The organism is Pseudomonas sp. TNT2022 ID1044 (genome assembly GCF_028656895.1).
GTDB classification, from domain to species: domain Bacteria; phylum Pseudomonadota; class Gammaproteobacteria; order Pseudomonadales; family Pseudomonadaceae; genus Aquipseudomonas; species Aquipseudomonas reinekei.
In genome coordinates, this window is the sequence record NZ_JAMDHB010000010.1 from 218,743 (window position 1) to 233,715 (window position 14,973).

The 14,973-nt window shown below is 59.0% G+C and carries 16 protein-coding genes and 1 pseudogene; 15 read left to right on the forward strand and 2 right to left on the reverse strand.

The genetic code is table 11. The annotated features are described in order from the left end of the window. Position 1: 1 nt before the first annotated feature. The 6 genes from cyoB to M5G20_RS15905 all read left to right on the forward strand — a co-directional run bounded on the left by cyoB (position 2) and on the right by M5G20_RS15905 (position 4,684). Positions 2-2,032 (forward strand): cytochrome o ubiquinol oxidase subunit I, encoded by a 2,031-nt coding sequence (gene cyoB / locus M5G20_RS15880; RefSeq protein WP_150731893.1) that lies wholly within the window; start codon positions 2-4, stop codon positions 2,030-2,032. Between the two features lie 3 nt (positions 2,033-2,035). Continuing rightward, positions 2,036-2,659: a cytochrome o ubiquinol oxidase subunit III gene (locus tag M5G20_RS15885; RefSeq protein WP_046820450.1), complete on the forward strand. Its 624-nt coding sequence runs from the start codon at positions 2,036-2,038 to the stop codon at positions 2,657-2,659. Next, complete coding sequence (gene cyoD, locus M5G20_RS15890; RefSeq protein ID WP_007916940.1) at positions 2,659-2,994, forward strand: cytochrome o ubiquinol oxidase subunit IV; 336 nt, start codon at positions 2,659-2,661, stop codon at positions 2,992-2,994. The genes M5G20_RS15885 and cyoD overlap by 1 nt, the downstream gene beginning before the upstream one ends. A 10-nt stretch (positions 2,995-3,004) precedes the next feature. Next, the gene (gene cyoE / locus M5G20_RS15895) at positions 3,005-3,892 is read left to right on the forward strand and encodes a heme o synthase (protein WP_150703705.1); all 888 of its coding nucleotides are present in this window, start codon (positions 3,005-3,007) and stop codon (positions 3,890-3,892) included. 136 nt (positions 3,893-4,028) lie between these two features. Beyond that, the gene (locus M5G20_RS15900) at positions 4,029-4,373 is read left to right on the forward strand and encodes a toxin (protein ID WP_273919986.1); all 345 of its coding nucleotides are present in this window, start codon (positions 4,029-4,031) and stop codon (positions 4,371-4,373) included. After that, the gene (locus tag M5G20_RS15905; protein ID WP_075946541.1) at positions 4,370-4,684 is read left to right on the forward strand and encodes a helix-turn-helix domain-containing protein; all 315 of its coding nucleotides are present in this window, start codon (positions 4,370-4,372) and stop codon (positions 4,682-4,684) included. The genes M5G20_RS15900 and M5G20_RS15905 overlap by 4 nt, the downstream gene beginning before the upstream one ends. 58 nt (positions 4,685-4,742) lie before the next feature. On the opposite strand, the gene M5G20_RS15910 is transcribed toward M5G20_RS15905, so the two are convergent. Further along, the gene (locus tag M5G20_RS15910) at positions 4,743-4,871 is read right to left on the reverse strand and encodes a DUF3077 domain-containing protein (protein WP_443218306.1); all 129 of its coding nucleotides are present in this window, start codon (positions 4,869-4,871) and stop codon (positions 4,743-4,745) included. Between the two features lie 48 nt (positions 4,872-4,919). Next, positions 4,920-6,338, reverse strand: coding sequence for an aminotransferase-like domain-containing protein (locus M5G20_RS15915; protein WP_273919852.1), 1,419 nt, complete (start codon positions 6,336-6,338; stop codon positions 4,920-4,922). 151 nt (positions 6,339-6,489) lie between these two features. On the opposite strand from M5G20_RS15915, the gene M5G20_RS15920 reads away from it, so the two are divergent. The 9 genes and pseudogenes from M5G20_RS15920 (at position 6,490) to M5G20_RS15960 (ending at position 14,967) form a co-directional block, all read left to right on the forward strand. After that, entirely contained in the window at positions 6,490-7,590 is a 1,101-nt protein-coding gene (locus M5G20_RS15920) for a hypothetical protein (RefSeq protein ID WP_273919853.1), read from the forward strand. 42 nt (positions 7,591-7,632) lie between these two features. After that, positions 7,633-8,913: an ATP-grasp domain-containing protein gene (locus tag M5G20_RS15925; protein ID WP_273919854.1), complete on the forward strand. Its 1,281-nt coding sequence runs from the start codon at positions 7,633-7,635 to the stop codon at positions 8,911-8,913. A gap of 61 nt (positions 8,914-8,974) precedes the next feature. Beyond that, positions 8,975-9,469 (forward strand): RidA family protein, encoded by a 495-nt coding sequence (locus tag M5G20_RS15930; RefSeq protein WP_273919855.1) that lies wholly within the window; start codon positions 8,975-8,977, stop codon positions 9,467-9,469. An 82-nt stretch (positions 9,470-9,551) separates the two neighbouring features. Next, the gene (locus tag M5G20_RS15935; protein ID WP_273919856.1) at positions 9,552-10,037 is read left to right on the forward strand and encodes a cupin domain-containing protein; all 486 of its coding nucleotides are present in this window, start codon (positions 9,552-9,554) and stop codon (positions 10,035-10,037) included. Positions 10,038-10,247: 210 nt separating this feature from the next. Further along, a pseudogene (gene yfcF, locus M5G20_RS15940) lies at positions 10,248-10,892 on the forward strand (glutathione transferase). Positions 10,893-10,924: 32 nt separating this feature from the next. After that, positions 10,925-12,265 (forward strand): KamA family radical SAM protein, encoded by a 1,341-nt coding sequence (locus M5G20_RS15945; RefSeq protein ID WP_273919857.1) that lies wholly within the window; start codon positions 10,925-10,927, stop codon positions 12,263-12,265. 23 nt (positions 12,266-12,288) lie between these two features. Further along, entirely contained in the window at positions 12,289-13,161 is an 873-nt protein-coding gene (locus tag M5G20_RS15950) for a branched-chain amino acid aminotransferase (protein WP_273919858.1), read from the forward strand. 21 nt (positions 13,162-13,182) lie between these two features. Beyond that, positions 13,183-13,941, forward strand: coding sequence for a TauD/TfdA family dioxygenase (locus tag M5G20_RS15955; protein WP_273919859.1), 759 nt, complete (start codon positions 13,183-13,185; stop codon positions 13,939-13,941). Positions 13,942-14,007: 66 nt separating this feature from the next. Beyond that, on the forward strand, positions 14,008-14,967 hold the full coding sequence (locus tag M5G20_RS15960; protein ID WP_273919860.1) for a diiron oxygenase: 960 nt from the start codon (positions 14,008-14,010) through the stop codon (positions 14,965-14,967). Positions 14,968-14,973 lie beyond the last annotated feature (6 nt).

The window sequence follows — 14,973 nt, forward strand, 5'->3', positions numbered from 1 at the left end:
GATGTTTGGTAAATTAAGTTGGGAAGCGGTCCCGTTCCACGAGCCGATCGTAATGGTGACCATCGCCATGATCGCGCTCGGCGGTCTGGCACTGTTCGCTGCAATCACCTACTTCAAGAAGTGGACCTACCTGTGGACCGAGTGGCTGACGTCGGTCGACCACAAGAAAATCGGCGTGATGTACATCATCGTCGCCATGGTCATGCTGCTGCGCGGCTTTGCCGACGCCATCATGATGCGTACCCAGCTGGCCATGGCCACCGAGGGTTCGCCTGGCTACCTGCCACCTGAACACTATGACCAGATCTTCACCGCTCACGGTGTGATCATGATCATCTTCATGGCGATGCCATTCTTCACCGGCCTGATGAACCTTGCAGTGCCGCTGCAGATCGGCGCGCGTGACGTTGCCTTCCCGTTCCTGAACTCCCTGAGCTTCTGGCTGCTGGTTTCCGGCGTCGTGCTGATCAACCTGTCCCTGGGCGTCGGCGAATTCGCCAAGACCGGTTGGGTTGCCTATCCGCCGCTGTCGGGCCTGCAATACAGTCCTGGCGTGGGGATGGATTACTACATCTGGGCGCTACAGCTATCCGGGTTAGGTACGACGCTGACGGGGGTTAACTTCCTGGCCACCGTGCTGAAAATGCGTACCCCTGGCATGAAGCTGATGGACATGCCGATCTTCACCTGGACCTGCACCTGGGCCAACGTCCTGATCGTGGCTTCGTTCCCGATCCTGACCGCTACCCTGGCACTGTTGACGCTTGACCGTTACATGGATTTCCACATTTTCACCAATGAACTTGGTGGCAATCCAATGATGTACGTCAACCTGTTCTGGGCGTGGGGTCACCCTGAGGTGTACATCCTGATCCTGCCGGCATTCGGCATTTTCTCGGAAGTCATCTCCGCCTTCACCGGCAAGAAACTGTTCGGCCACCACTCGATGATCTACGCCTCGGGCGCGATCTCGGTACTGGGCTTCATGGTTTGGCTGCACCACTTCTTCACCATGGGTTCGGGTGCAAGCGTCAACGCCTTCTTCGGTCTGGCGACGATGCTGATTTCCATCCCGACGGGCGTGAAGCTATTCAACTGGCTGTTCACCATCTACCAGGGCCGTCTGCGTTTCACCAGCCAGGTGCTGTGGACCCTGGGCTTCATGGTGACCTTCGCCATCGGCGGCATGACCGGCGTACTGCTGGCCATCCCGGGTGCTGACTTCGTTCTGCACAACAGCCTGTTCGTGATCGCGCACTTCCACAACGTGATCATCGGCGGTGCGGTATTCGGTTACATCGCAGGTTTCGCGTTCTACTTCCCGAAAGCGTTCGGCTTCAAGCTGCACGAAGGCTGGGGTAAAGCAGCGTTCTGGTTCTGGATCTCGGGCTTCTTCGTCGCCTTCATGCCGCTCTATGCACTGGGCTTCATGGGCATGACCCGTCGTCTGAACGCCACCACCAACCCTGAGTGGGTGCCGTACCTGTACGTCGCCATGTTCGGTGCGGTGATGATCGCCTTCGGTATCGCCTGCCAACTGATCCAGCTGTACGTCAGTGTGCGTGACCGCAACAAGCCAGAAAACATGTGCGAACACGGTGACCCGTGGAATGCCCACACTCTGGAATGGTCGACCTCGTCGCCACCACCGTTCTACAACTTCGCTGTGCTGCCTAAGGCCGACTGCATCGACCCGTTCACCGAAGCCAAGGAAGACGGTACCGCGTACCAGCGTCCGGCCAAGTACGAGCCGATCCACATGCCGAACAACACCGCCACTGGCGTTGTGATGGGCGCGCTGTTGACCGTCTTCGGTTTTGCCATGATCTGGCACATCTGGTGGCTGGCCATCGCGAGCCTGGTAGGCACTGTCGTCTACTTCGTGATTCACGCTGCACGTGACGACCAGGGCTATATGGTCCCGGTTGAAACGATCGAGCGCATCGAAGCCGAGCAGCACAAGCGTCTGGTCGCGGCAGGGAAAATCCCGGCCACCGCCACCCGTGTTGAAACCTCGTTGGAACAGGCTTAAACCATGTCGAACTTAGTGACCAATGTTGGACACGCCCATGGTGACCATGGGCACGATGACCACCACCACGACTCGGGCGAGATGACCGTATACGGTTTCTGGCTCTACCTGATGACCGACTGCATTCTGTTTGCGTCGATCTTCGCGGTATACGCGGTACTGGTTAACAACGTAGCGGGTGGCCCGTCGGGCCACGACATCTTCGAACTGCCATACGTGCTGGGCGAAACCGCTCTGCTGTTGTTCAGTTCGATCACCTACGGCTTCGCCATGCTGGCGTTGTACAAGGGCAACAAGAAAGCGGTGCTGACCTGGCTGGGCATGACCTTCCTGTTGGGCGCAGGCTTTATCGCGATGGAGATCAACGAGTTCCATATCTTGATCGCCGAAGGCTACGGCCCTAGCCGTTCAGGCTTCCTGTCCGCGTTCTTCACCCTGGTCGGTACTCACGGTCTGCACGTTTCGGCCGGTCTGATCTGGATGGCGATCATGATGTATCAGGTGCAGAAAAAGGGCCTGACGTCGACCAACAAGACTCGCCTGAGCTGCCTGAGCCTGTTCTGGCACTTCCTGGACGTGGTCTGGATCTGCGTCTTCACCGTTGTCTATCTGATGGGGACCCTGTAATGGCTAATGCACACTCCCATGACAGCCATGATGCTGGCCACGGCAGCGTAAAGTCGTACGCCATCGGCTTCATCCTTTCGGTGATCCTGACCGTCATCCCGTTCGGTCTGGTGATGTACCCGAGCCTGCCGAAGGCCACCACGCTGGCAATCGTTCTGCTGTTCGCAGTGATCCAGGTGATCGTTCACCTGTATTACTTCCTGCACCTGGACCGTTCCATCGCTCAGCGTAACAACGTGATCGCGTTCGTCTTTACGGCCATCGTGATCGTGCTGCTGGTTGGCTTGTCGCTGTGGATCATGTTCAGCATCCACACGTACATGATGGCGAAGTGAGGTAGACCCGATGTCGCTCAAGCACTTTATCCAAATCACCAAACCGGGGATCATTTTCGGTAACGTGCTTTCTGTGGCAGGCGGGTTCTTCCTGGCCTCGAAAGGGCATGTCGATCTGGCCGTGTTTCTGGCCGCCATGATCGGCACTTCCCTGGTCGTCGCCTCCGGTTGCGTGTTCAACAACTGCATCGACCGCGACATCGACATCAAGATGGAGCGCACCAAGAACCGTGTGCTGGTCCAGGGCCTCATCTCCCTGAAACTGGCCCTGATCTATGCGACCGTCCTGGGTGTTCTCGGCGTTGCGTTGTTGTACAAGGTGGCCAACCCGTTGGCCGCTTTGTTCGCCGTGATCGGCTTCGTGATCTACGTCGGCTTCTACAGCCTGTACCTCAAGCGCAAGTCGGTTCACGGCACGCTGGTGGGCAGTCTGTCGGGCGCCATGCCGCCGGTGATCGGTTATGTCGCGGTGAGCAACACCTTCGACATGGCCGCACTGACCCTGTTGGTGATGTTCAGCCTGTGGCAGATGCCGCATTCCTACGCCATCGCGATCTTCCGCTTCAACGATTACCTGGCCGCATCGATTCCGGTGCTGCCAGTGAAGCGCGGGATTCAAGTGGCCAAGAAGCACATCCTGCTCTACATCCTGGCCTTCCTCGTGGCGACCTTGATGCTGACCTTCAGCGGCTACGCCGGCATGAGCTACCTCGCCGTCGCCGCGGCCATGGGCATGTACTGGTTGTACATGGCCTGGACCGGCTACAAGGCAGTGGATGACACGGTCTGGGCACGCAAGCTGTTCGTGTTCTCGATCTTCACCATTACCGCGTTGAGCGTGATGATGTCCCTGGACTTCAAAGTGCCGGCCGAGCTGTTGCTGACGTACGCGCCTTAAGCTTCAAAGCTGCACCGAAAAGCCCCGCCTTCGAGAGAAGAGCGGGGCTTTTTGTTGGGGCTAATCGCTAGGGTGGTTCGTCAGGAAATTGATTTGTAGATTGCGCGACTATAAGCAATTTGCCTATAGTTTGCCGATGCGAACCGTATTCTTCGAAACAACCACCTTCACTGCCGCCGTTGGAAATTATCTGAAGGACGATGAGTATCGTGCCCTGCAATCGTACATGCAGATGAACCCGCAAGCGGGGGATGTCATGCCTCGAACCGGTGGCTTTCGAAAGCTTCGATGGGCGGATGGACGCCGAGGGAAAGGCAGACGAGGTGGCTTGCGAGTTATCTATTATTGGCTTATGAATGATGGTCAGTTCTGGATGTTTGCAATTTATGACAAGGATGAGCTTCAGAATTTGACCGCCGACCAAGAAAAGGCGCTCAAGAAAGCGATAGAAACAGAGCTAAAAAAACGAGGTACCCCATGAAAAAACGCGACCTGTTTGCAGAATTGATGCAGGGCGTTGATGAGATGGCGGCTCAGCGCGAAGGCAAAATTACGCTGCGCAATACGTCCATCGAGGACATTCCGGCTCCTGAAGTCGGGGCGCAAGAAATCGTTGCGCTACGGGAAAAGCTGCACATGTCTCAAGCGGTTTTTGCCAAACGTATTCGAACCAGCCCCAGCACCTTGAGAAACTGGGAGCAGGAAAAGTCAAAGCCCAACGCTCAGGCTGCCTTGTTAATCAGGCTGGTGGAGAAGTTCCCGGATATGGTGGATCGACTGGCAGTGGTTTGATTGAGTCAGCGAACACCTGAAAAGCCCCGCCTTCGAGAGAAGAGCGGGGCTTTTTCATTCACGTGCGATTGTTACACGGTGCATCGAGCACCTTCACCACGTCGTCGATGATGGCTTTGCTCATGTCCTGCAAAAAATGCGAGGTCCAATTCTTGTGCTGGCCGGGCTCGGATTGGGTGCCGCAAATCCTGTGGGAGCGAGCAGGCTCGGTCCCACAGGGATAGGGGGTTGTCAGTTATTTGTGTGGTTTGTCCAGCAACCGGAAAAACCGTTCCCGCACCTGCACATGATCACTGTGCGCCACGTTGAAACGCAGGAACCGATTGCCATCCGGCCCTTTGCTGAGCAAGGTGCCCGGCGCCAATACCAGGTCGATTTCCAGGCCCTTGATGGCCAGGGTTTCGGCGTTGTATTCATCGGGCAATCGCGTCCAGATGTACAACCCTTCCCCTGGCAGCGAAGACACCGAACACCCGGCTTCGCCCAGCCACGCCGCCACCCGGCTGTTCGACTCATAGAGCCGGTCCACGGTGCGGCGCATGTGTTTGGCATAGCTGCCGTCGCTGAGCATGGTGCAGATGATCTGCTCGGCCATTTCCGAGGTCATGCCGCCGCAGGCCATTTTCAGCGTCACCATCCGCGCCGCGAGTTGCGGTGACAGCACCGCGAAGCTGACGCGGCTGTTGGCGGTCAGGGTCTTGGAGAACCCGGAGACGTAAGACACCGTGTCCAGCCCGCTCGCGGCCAGGCGCGGCGTTCGGCGTTGCTGCATGTCGCAGTACAAGTCGTCTTCGAGGATGTGGAAATTGTAGCGATGGCTCAACTCGAGCAGGCGATAAACCTGCGCCGAAGTGAACGAGTGCCCGGTCGGGTTGTGCAGGGCGTTGTTGGTCATGTACAGCACGGGGCGGTGGGCGATCAGCAGTCGCTCCAACGCGTCGAGGTCCATGCCGTCGCACTCGCGGCGAATGGTGATGACCTTCGCCCCGTGCCAGGCCAGATTGGTGTGCATTGTGAAATAGCACGGGTCATCGAGCAGCACTGTGTCGCCGGGTTTGACCAGCAGGCGCATCAGCATGTCGATGGCTTGTACGGTGTTGGCGGTGGTGATGATCTGCTCCACCGGCACTTCGATGCCCAAGGTCGCCATCTTGACCCGCAAGGCCTGGCGCAGTGGCAGGTAACCGCTGGCATCACCGTACTCACCCATGCGCAGGGTGGTCGCGCGAAGTGTGCCGCGCACGGCTTTGAGCAATTCTTCGGCAGGCAGCCAGGAGGAGGGCAGAAAACCGGCCCCCGGTCGCAGAGCGCCGTTGTCCAGCAGCACGGCGCGGCGGACCACGCTGAGAGTGTCTTGCGGCAGCAGGTCCGGCCCGGCGTTGGCCGGCAGGGTGCTGCTGGAACGGTGCACGTAGTGCCCCGAGCCCTGACGTGAAACCACCAGACCTTTGGCCCGCAAGCGGTCGAGGGCGTCGACCACCGTGGACTTGCCTACGTGCATCAAGTCGGAGAGTTCGCGAATCGGCGGCAGCCTGGAGCCGTGGGGCAGGCCGCCCTGGCTGATCGCTACGGTCAATTGATCGACGATCTGCTGCACCAGCGGTACACCCGGCTGGAACTCGATGGCGGCGATCACTGCGCGCTGAGCCTGCATTTTACTGGTCTCTCCGGCAGTAAAGTTCGTTTGATTCTATACGAACTTGCTCTGATCAAGACAAGCATCTCTTTTTACTATGACTTTGGAGTGTTTTCGGATTGTCGACCTTTTGCCGGTCGTTCAGTCACCAAGGTTCAAGAGGTGCTGCATGAGTGTAGAAACAACCGCCGTCGTGGCGAAACCGGTGATCAACCTGCGGTTGTTCACCATTCGAATCATCACGGCCGTGGCGCTGTTCGCGGTGTTGGGCAAGGCCAACGTCTGGCTCGACACCGCCACCAACAGCATTCTTGCGCTCGGTTATCGGGCCTTGTTACTGCTTTTGCCATTGACGTTGCTGGTGCTCGGTCGCCGCTCCCTGAGCGTGACATTGCTGTGCGCGGCCGCCGGCCTGGTGCTGCTGGCCATCACCCATAACCAGGGCGTTGTCATGTTTGCCGCGGCGTTGTTTGCCTACGGCATTGCGATTGCCGGTTACCTGATCAAGAGCGAAGCGGCGCAGACCAAGGAAGGTGCAGCGTATAACCGCGTGGCCATGAACATGGGCAGTCTGCTGGCCGGCCTGATCCTGCTGTCGCCGCTACTGACGCCCACCATGTTTTTCCTCGGCGCTGCCAGTTTCGTCCTGCTGTGCCTGCCCATCGCCATGGGCGCGACGTTCACCACCGAAGCCGCGGTGGCGCGTCCGGCCAGCAAGGACGGCAGCGGTTGGGCCAACAAACTGCCGTGGGTCATCGCCGGCATCATCATGGGCATCAAGCTGTTCGGTGTGTTCTCGATCCTGCCGCAAGCGATCCTGCTCAAGACCGGCGAACTCCCTGCCTGGTACGGCCTGATGCTGATCCTCAACAGCGCCGTGGTGGTGTTCGCGCAAGTGCCGGTCATGAAGCTGATCGAAAGCACCGGGCGCTTCAAGGTGCTGACTGTGATCGCGATCATCGTCGGCGGTTTTGCCGTGCTGTCTTCGCCTGCGGCATTCCACGTCGAAACCCTGGCCGGCGCACTGGTCTGGGTGGCGCTGCTGTCGATCGCCGAATGCGCGTTCAGTCACCTCGATTACTTCTCGGTCAAGCAGAACAACATGTTCGTCAAGGAAGTGTCCCTGGGCGTCGGCGCGGGTTTGACCGTGTTGATCATGCGGGTCATGCCGCCGCCCTATAACGCCCTGGTGCTGGCTGCCATCGGCGCTGCCGGGATCCTGGTCTGGTACTGGCTCAACCGCAAATCCATTGCGTCGTTGCATGACTGAGTCATCGCCGTTTCGGTTTTCACTTTGCAAGTCGGGGACATTATGAATACGACTTCATGCGTAGTAGTGGTGGGGTACAACGGCAGTCGGGTCCACGATATCCCGAAGTTGCGTGAACTGTGCAAGTCGCTCTACAACGCTCGTTTGATCCTGCTGGTCGAGCAGATCCAGCCGTTCGACGAACAGGTTGCCGATCACGTTTGCAGCACTTCGCTGGCGGAAAAAGACGTCGCGGCTTCGCTGGAGCTGGTGGTCGGTTGCCTGAATGCCGATCGCTGGAAGCTGATCGGCGTGCTGCCGTTTTCCGATCGCGGTGTACTGCTCGGGGCGGCGCTGGCCAGCCATTTCGGCGTGCCCGGCATTACCCCGGCCGAGGCGCGGGCGGGCTTGGACAAACAGATTTTCCGCCAGCTCGAAGCATCCGCCACGGTCGCCCCCGAGGATTACCGGCCGATCGTTTCGACACGCATCGAGAGCCTGCCAGAACTGCGTCAGCGCGTGATCGAACTGGGCGGCAAGGCGTTCATCAAGCCGGCCTGCGAAGGTGCCAGCCGAGGCTGCCGGGTGATCCGTCACCCGTCCGAGTGCGACGAAGCGTGGCTGGCCCTGAAGCCTTATCGCGAGGGCGGCATTGTGCTCGAAGAGCTGATCCAGAACGCTCGGGAATACAGCTGGGATTATGTGGCCGGTAGCACCTGGATCACCGAAAAAACCACCACCGACGGCGCCTACCGCGCCGAGATCCAGCAAGTGGTGCCTGCGCCGTTACCGGCAGATGCCCAGGCCCGGCTGATGGCTGCCGGCCGTCACATGGCGGGGTTGGTTTCGCAGGACAACGGCGCCTGGCACAACGAAGTTTTCCACAGGGCCAATCACCGTACCTCGGCCGTGGAAACCAACATGCGTCCCGGTGGCATGCACATCTGGGACCTTGCGCGTAAGGCGTTCATCGACTTCGACCCGTGGGAGCGCTGGGTTCGCTGGGCGGTGGAAGGTCACGTCGCCAGCGATGATCCCGTGCCGCGCGGCTACTGCGGCATACGCCTGTTGCGGGCGAACAGCGGCGGCATCCTGCGCGATGTTCCGGACATTCAGGCGCTGGCTCGCTCGCTGAACATCGAACTGGTGGAAGCGGTGCTGACCAAGCGCATTGGTGATTCGGTCAGCGCTTTGGTGAAGGACAACTTCTCGTTCATCGGCCACATCGTCTTGTTCAACGAGCAGTACGAGCGCCTCAGCCTTGACCTGTCGCGTCTGGCCGAAGCCATTGAATCAAGGGTCGGGATCACCAGCCTGGCAACACCGGCCAGGGCGGTGGGCTGAGTGGCGGATCAAGCAGTAGCGATCGATGTTTTTTGCAGTATTGATCAAGAGGGTTCGGTAAATGATTGAGCACATGACCTGTGATGAGCGCTTCATCGCTCTGGCGCGGGAATTCGACTATGACATCTACGGCGAGAACACCGCTGGCGGTCATTACGCGCCGTTGATCCGCCATCACGACGAGTTGTACATCAGCGGTCTGGTGCCGCGCATGAACGGCAAAATCCACTACCCGGGTCGGGTCGGGCGTGATCTCGACATGGGGGATGCGCAAGCCGCTGCCAGCATCAGTGCGATGCGCGGCCTGGCGCTGATCGTCGATGCCATTGGTTCGCTGGACAAGATCAAGTCGCTGATTCGGGTAACGGTGTATGTGCGGTGCACGGAAGATTTTGTCGACCTCAGCGAAGTCGCCAACGGTGCGTCAGATGTGTTCAGTCATGTATTGGGCGATGCCGGAAAACATACACGCACCACTGTCGGTGTTTATCAATTGCCGAAAAATGCGGCCATTGAAGTTGATATGATTGTGGCGTTACGACCGTCGGCTTTATAAGTGAAGTTGTTCGGCTTTACACTGTTGAAGCGTTGGCCTAAGGTCTGACAACTAAATTCGGCAGAATAAGTTGGAACGAAAAATGAAGGACGTTCAGGGTGCGTTTTTTTCATATAAAGACTTTCGCCAGAGTCTGAATCGGCAGCCGATAAAACCCCGGGTGTGGAAAGCTGCCGAACTTGGCGACATGCGCCAGACACTTGAGGCCAGCGACATCGATATTGTTGCGCTGGCCCACGAAAATCATCTCGAGGGTTGCCAATTAACACCTGGCATGGCGGTGTCCATGCAGTGGCTGGTGCCGGGCTCCACGCTTGAGGGCCATGCCCACGCCTGGTGGCATCTGTTCATCATCCAGTCCGGCAGCGGCGCATTGTCACTGGGGGAGGCCGATGAAGTCAGTGTCGGCCCCGGCGATGTATTGCTGGTGCCCGCCTGGACCCGCCACGGCTTCGTCAACACCTGCAGCAGCGAGCCGCTGGTCATGCTCAACATCAGCAACATGCCGCAGATGGCGTTGCTGGCCAACCACGTCGACAACGTTGGCCTGATCCCTCGACCGCTGTAATTTCCCGTCTGCTGCACGCCAGGGAGTCCGCTTTTACGGACTCCCTTTTTCGTTTTTGTGCGCCTGCAAAAATGCCGGCTCATCAGTGACGCCTCCCGGATTTCTGTATCGATAGAAACAGGTAATTTCTGTATCTGTTCAGCCGATGAACAAGTTAATACGATCGCTTCGACTGCAACGGATTAATGTGCTTAGTGCAAGGGAGCGTTCATGGAAAGTACAAAGTTAAAACTGTATCTCGGTGCTGACTATGTCAGTGCCTTTGCCATGTCGGCTTATGTCGCATTAAAGGAAAAACAACTTTCCTTTAAACTTGTGACGGTGGATTTGAAAGCGCGTTAAAACTATCTGGACAGTTATCGCGATCTTTCGTTGACCTGCAAAATTCCGGTACTGGTTCACGAAGGTTTTGCGCTCTCGGAATCTTCGGCCATCGCCGAATACCTGGAAGAACTCGCACCCGGTGCAAAAAGCATTTACCCCAAAGACATCCAGCAGCGTGCCCGTGCCCGTCAACTGCAGGCCTGGCTGCGCAGTGATCTGCTGGTGGTGCGCAAGGAGCGTCCGTTTGATCTGGTGTATTTCGGCAAGAAGGACACGCCGCTGTCCGACGAAGCCCGGGCCGCCGCCGAACGCCTGGTGTTCGTGGCCGACCGTTTGCTGGGGGAGGGCGCCGAGCACCTGTTCGGTGACTGGAGCATTGCCGACACCGACCTGGCGATCATGCTCAACCGCCTGGTGGCCAATGGTGACCCGGTGCCTGCGCGATTGGCGGCGTATGTCCGTCGTCAGTGGGATCGCGACAGCGTCCGGGCCTGGATGGACATAGAGCGCACAGCGCCAGCCATCGTGTAGCAACCGTCAGGGCAAACACCAGGAGCGCTGCCATGCAAGGAATGTCGGAGCAGGAAAGATACAAACCCTATAACGCACGCACCATTCGCGACACACCCTACTGGGACAAATTGACCCCGGCATTGCAGGAAGCCATGACCGTCGTGGCCCGGGTCATGCCGTTTCGCACCAACGACTATGTGTTGGGCACGCTGATCGACTGGAACAACATTCCCGACGATCCGATTTTCCGTATGACGTTTCCCCACAAGGACATGTTGCTGGCGGAGGAATACGCCTCGCTCAAGCACCTGATCGAGCTGGACGATTCAGCCGCGATCAAGCGGCGTATCGAAGCCATCTGGTTACGCATGAATCCGCACCCGGCCGGGCAACTGACGCACAACAGCGCGACGCTCGACGGCAAAGTTCTCGCCGGCATTCAGCACAAGTACCGCGAGACGGTGCTGTTTTTCCCCGGGGCCGGCCAGACCTGTCACGCGTACTGCACCTTCTGTTTTCGCTGGGCGCAGTTCATCGGCGAGGAAGAACTCAAGTTCAATGCCCGTGAATCCCAGGAGCTGGTGAACTACCTGCGGGTGCACAGCGAAGTCACCGATGTACTGATCACCGGGGGCGACCCGATGATCATGAACACCCGTTCGCTGGCGGGGTACATCGAGCCGCTGCTGGATTTGCCGCAGCTGAAGAGCATCCGCATCGGCACCAAATCCGTAGCGTACTGGCCGCAGCGCTTTGTCAGCGACAAGGACTCCCCTGAATTGCTGCAACTGTTCCGGCGCATCGTGGCGGCGGGGAAAAACCTGTCGATCATGGGGCACTACAACCACCCGGTGGAGCTCCGCCAGGACATCGCGCGCCAAGCCGTCGAACGCATTCGCGCCACCGGTGCAACGCTGCGCATGCAGGCGCCGGTGATCCGCCACATCAACGAAAACCCGGCCGATTGGGCGGACCTCTGGACCGAAGGTGTGCGGCTCGGGGCGGTGCCGTATTACATGTTCGTCGAACGCGACACCGGCCCCAGCCATTACTTCGCGATGCCGCTGGCCCGGGCGTTCGAAATCTTCCAGGCGGCGTACCGCACGGTGTCCGGGCTGGCGCGCACGGTGCGCGGGCCGTCCATGAGCACCTTCTACGGCAAGGTGTTGATCAACGGTATCGAGACGGTCGCCGGAGAAAAAGTCTTCGTGCTGCAGTTCCTGCAGGCGCGCGATCCGCAGTGGGTGTTGCGCACGTTTTACGCGCGCTTCGATCCCCACGTGACCTGGTTCGATGACCTGCGCCCGGCGTTTGGTGAACGGGCGTTTTTCTTTCAGAGCGAACCCCAGGCAACCCCCGAATTGATACCGGTCCTGCTGCAAACGGCGTAGGACGATTTACAGGAGAGAGGGACATGAGCGGTATCTCGTTTGATCAGCGCGACGGATTGATCTGGCTCGACGGCGAGTTCGTCGAGTGGTCCCAGGCGCGCCTGCATGTACTGACCCACGGCCTGCATTACGCGAGCACGGTGTATGAAGGGGAGCGCGTGTACAACGGCAAGATCTTCAAACTGCGCGAGCACACCGAGCGGCTGTATCGCTCGGCGCAACTGATGGATTTCGCCCTCCCGTTTGAACCCGCCGAACTGGAAGCGGCCAGCCACGAACTGCTGCGGCGCAACGGCGTGGTCGAGGGTTATTTGCGACCCGTAGCGTGGCGCGGCAGCGAGATGATTTCCACCTCGGCGCGTTTCAACCGCGTGCATGTGGCCATCGCTTGCTGGCAATGGCCGAGCTATTTCGACCCGGCGGCACGCATGGCCGGCATTCGCCTGAAAACCGCGACGTGGCGCCGCCCGCCACCCAGCAGCAGCCCCTTCGAAGCCAAGGCTTCCGGGCACTACCAGATCGCCACGCTGAGCAAGCACGATGCCGAGAACACCGGTTACCACGATGCGCTGATGCTCGACTGGCGCGGTCACGTCGCCGAAGCCACCAGTGCCAATGTGTTCTTCGTCAAAGACCGGACGTTGCACACGCCGGTGGCGGATTGTTTCCTCAACGGCATCACCCGCCAGACCGTGATCGAACTGGCGAAGGCGCTGGATTATCAAGTGATCGAACGCACGATTTTGCCGACGGAACTGGGCGATTTCGATGAGTGTTTTCTCACCGGAACCGCCGCCGAAATCACCCCGGTGCAACGCATCGATGAGCAGCTCTACCGACCGGGCCATGCCTGTCGCGATTTGATCGCCGCTTACACCTCAACCGTCAACGCCTGATAAACAGCCAGGAACCTCGCCATGCCAAACCAAGGGATTGTTGCGTCTACACCTTATGTTTCACTGGACCATCGTCATGAACAATTGTCGGCGCAGGGCTGGACGGTGCTTACCCCCGGGGAATTTGCCCACGATGTTGTAGGAACCCTGCAAGCGTTCGGTCCGGTCATTCCGCAGTTCAACGGCCAGGTCGCCTTCGCCATCACCCGCAAGCCAGGGTATGAGGACTTGCCTTACTCCCAGAGCATGAACGGCATTGGCCCGCACACCGAAGCGCCGGTGTATGGTCCGCCACCCCGTTATCTGGCGTTGCATTGCCATAAACAGGCCGCGTGTGGTGGTGGGCACACGGGGCTGGTGGACGGTTATGAATTTTTGAAGTCGCTGGAGCGATCCGAACCGGAACTGCGCGAATGGCTCGACGACACGCCCGTGGAGTTCGTCGCCACCGCCAAGCCAGGCGAGCCGGCGCAGACCCGGGTCAAGGAATACATCCTGACGCCGACCGAAGAAGGCGACATTTTTCGCTTCAGCTACAACCAGTTTCACTATGGTGACGTGAACCCTTCGAAGGACGCGTTGCAGCAATCACAAGTGACCAACAGCACCTCGCCACTGGCCCGGTTTGCGGCGCTGGGTGAAGCCTACTTTATCGAGCACAACACACCGGTGCTGATTCCCGACGGGTGCCTGCTGATTTGGGATAACTGGCGGATGATTCACGCCCGCAGCCGATACACTGACCCGGCGCGCAACCTGACCCGCTACTGGCTGGCCTGATTTTTCCGTCGCCCTTCATTCTTCAGGCGTACCCCTCGCGGGTACGCGTCCTACAGGTATTGCGTCATGCAAACAGCAATCGAGATTGCCGAGGCCGATCATCAACTGATCGTGCGGCTCAACCAGGCCTGGACCAAACGCGCCACGGTGTGTTCGCCGGACAAAGGCCAGATCAACGAAGCGTTCGACCCGGCGCGCCCGGATTACCCGGAGTGCATGGTGCCGTTTTTCCATCACCCGGCATTCCAGGCCTTGAGCGAAGAACTCAAAAGCCGCGTGGTGACCTGGGGCTGGATCGGCTACAACCTGCGTACCGTGACCGCCGAGGAACACGTGGTGAACCCGGCGCTGAGCGTCATCGCCAACCAGTATCTGGGCAAGGACGACTGGCATTTTCGCGAGGCCATGCAACAGACGCTGATCGACGAGCATTACCACACGCTGATGCACCTGCGGGCCATCGAGCGGACCAGGCTTGATCGCGCGCTGGATCAGGATCTGGATTTGCCGCCATCCGTCACTTACCTGCGCCTCAAGGCCCTGCGTGAAGCGTTGCCCGAGCAATGGCAGCGGGATCTGGCGGCAATTACCTTCGCGGTGGTGGCCGAGATCAGCGTCAATGCTTATCTCGATTTGCTGGCGGATGATCAGACCATCCAGCCGCAAAATCGCCGCGTGGCCGAGCTGCACAACCGTGACGAGTATGCCCACAGCAAAGTGCTGGCCGAGGTGGCCAAGGTGATGTACGCCAACATGCAGCCGGTTCAGCGGGAATTTTTCGCACGCAACCTGTCGGTGGCGCTGAGTGCTTTTATCGCCCAGGACTACTCGATGTGGGAGGCGATTCTGACTCAGCTGGGGGTCGAGGATGCGGCGTTGATCATTGCCGACACCCGCGAGAGCAACAAGAACGCGACGATCATGCGCGACTACAGCGGCCTGCATAAACTGGCGAACGACCTGGGCATCAGCGAGCTGATCGACTTCGATTTTCGTCCGACCCTCAAAGCCACTGTGGCGGCCTGAATCCGG

Coding starts and splice junctions, on each gene's coding strand:
- cyoB (WP_150731893.1), top strand. CDS start 2: ATGTTTGGTAAATTAAGTTGGGAAGCGGTCCCGTTCCACGAGCCGATC.
- M5G20_RS15885 (WP_046820450.1), top strand. CDS start 2,036: ATGTCGAACTTAGTGACCAATGTTGGACACGCCCATGGTGACCATGGG.
- cyoD (WP_007916940.1), top strand. CDS start 2,659: ATGGCTAATGCACACTCCCATGACAGCCATGATGCTGGCCACGGCAGC.
- cyoE (WP_150703705.1), top strand. CDS start 3,005: ATGTCGCTCAAGCACTTTATCCAAATCACCAAACCGGGGATCATTTTC.
- M5G20_RS15900 (WP_273919986.1), top strand. CDS start 4,029: ATGCGAACCGTATTCTTCGAAACAACCACCTTCACTGCCGCCGTTGGA.
- M5G20_RS15905 (WP_075946541.1), top strand. CDS start 4,370: ATGAAAAAACGCGACCTGTTTGCAGAATTGATGCAGGGCGTTGATGAG.
- M5G20_RS15915 (WP_273919852.1), bottom strand. CDS start 6,338: ATGCAGGCTCAGCGCGCAGTGATCGCCGCCATCGAGTTCCAGCCGGGT.
- M5G20_RS15920 (WP_273919853.1), top strand. CDS start 6,490: ATGAGTGTAGAAACAACCGCCGTCGTGGCGAAACCGGTGATCAACCTG.
- M5G20_RS15925 (WP_273919854.1), top strand. CDS start 7,633: ATGAATACGACTTCATGCGTAGTAGTGGTGGGGTACAACGGCAGTCGG.
- M5G20_RS15930 (WP_273919855.1), top strand. CDS start 8,975: ATGATTGAGCACATGACCTGTGATGAGCGCTTCATCGCTCTGGCGCGG.
- M5G20_RS15935 (WP_273919856.1), top strand. CDS start 9,552: ATGAAGGACGTTCAGGGTGCGTTTTTTTCATATAAAGACTTTCGCCAG.
- M5G20_RS15945 (WP_273919857.1), top strand. CDS start 10,925: ATGCAAGGAATGTCGGAGCAGGAAAGATACAAACCCTATAACGCACGC.
- M5G20_RS15950 (WP_273919858.1), top strand. CDS start 12,289: ATGAGCGGTATCTCGTTTGATCAGCGCGACGGATTGATCTGGCTCGAC.
- M5G20_RS15955 (WP_273919859.1), top strand. CDS start 13,183: ATGCCAAACCAAGGGATTGTTGCGTCTACACCTTATGTTTCACTGGAC.
- M5G20_RS15960 (WP_273919860.1), top strand. CDS start 14,008: ATGCAAACAGCAATCGAGATTGCCGAGGCCGATCATCAACTGATCGTG.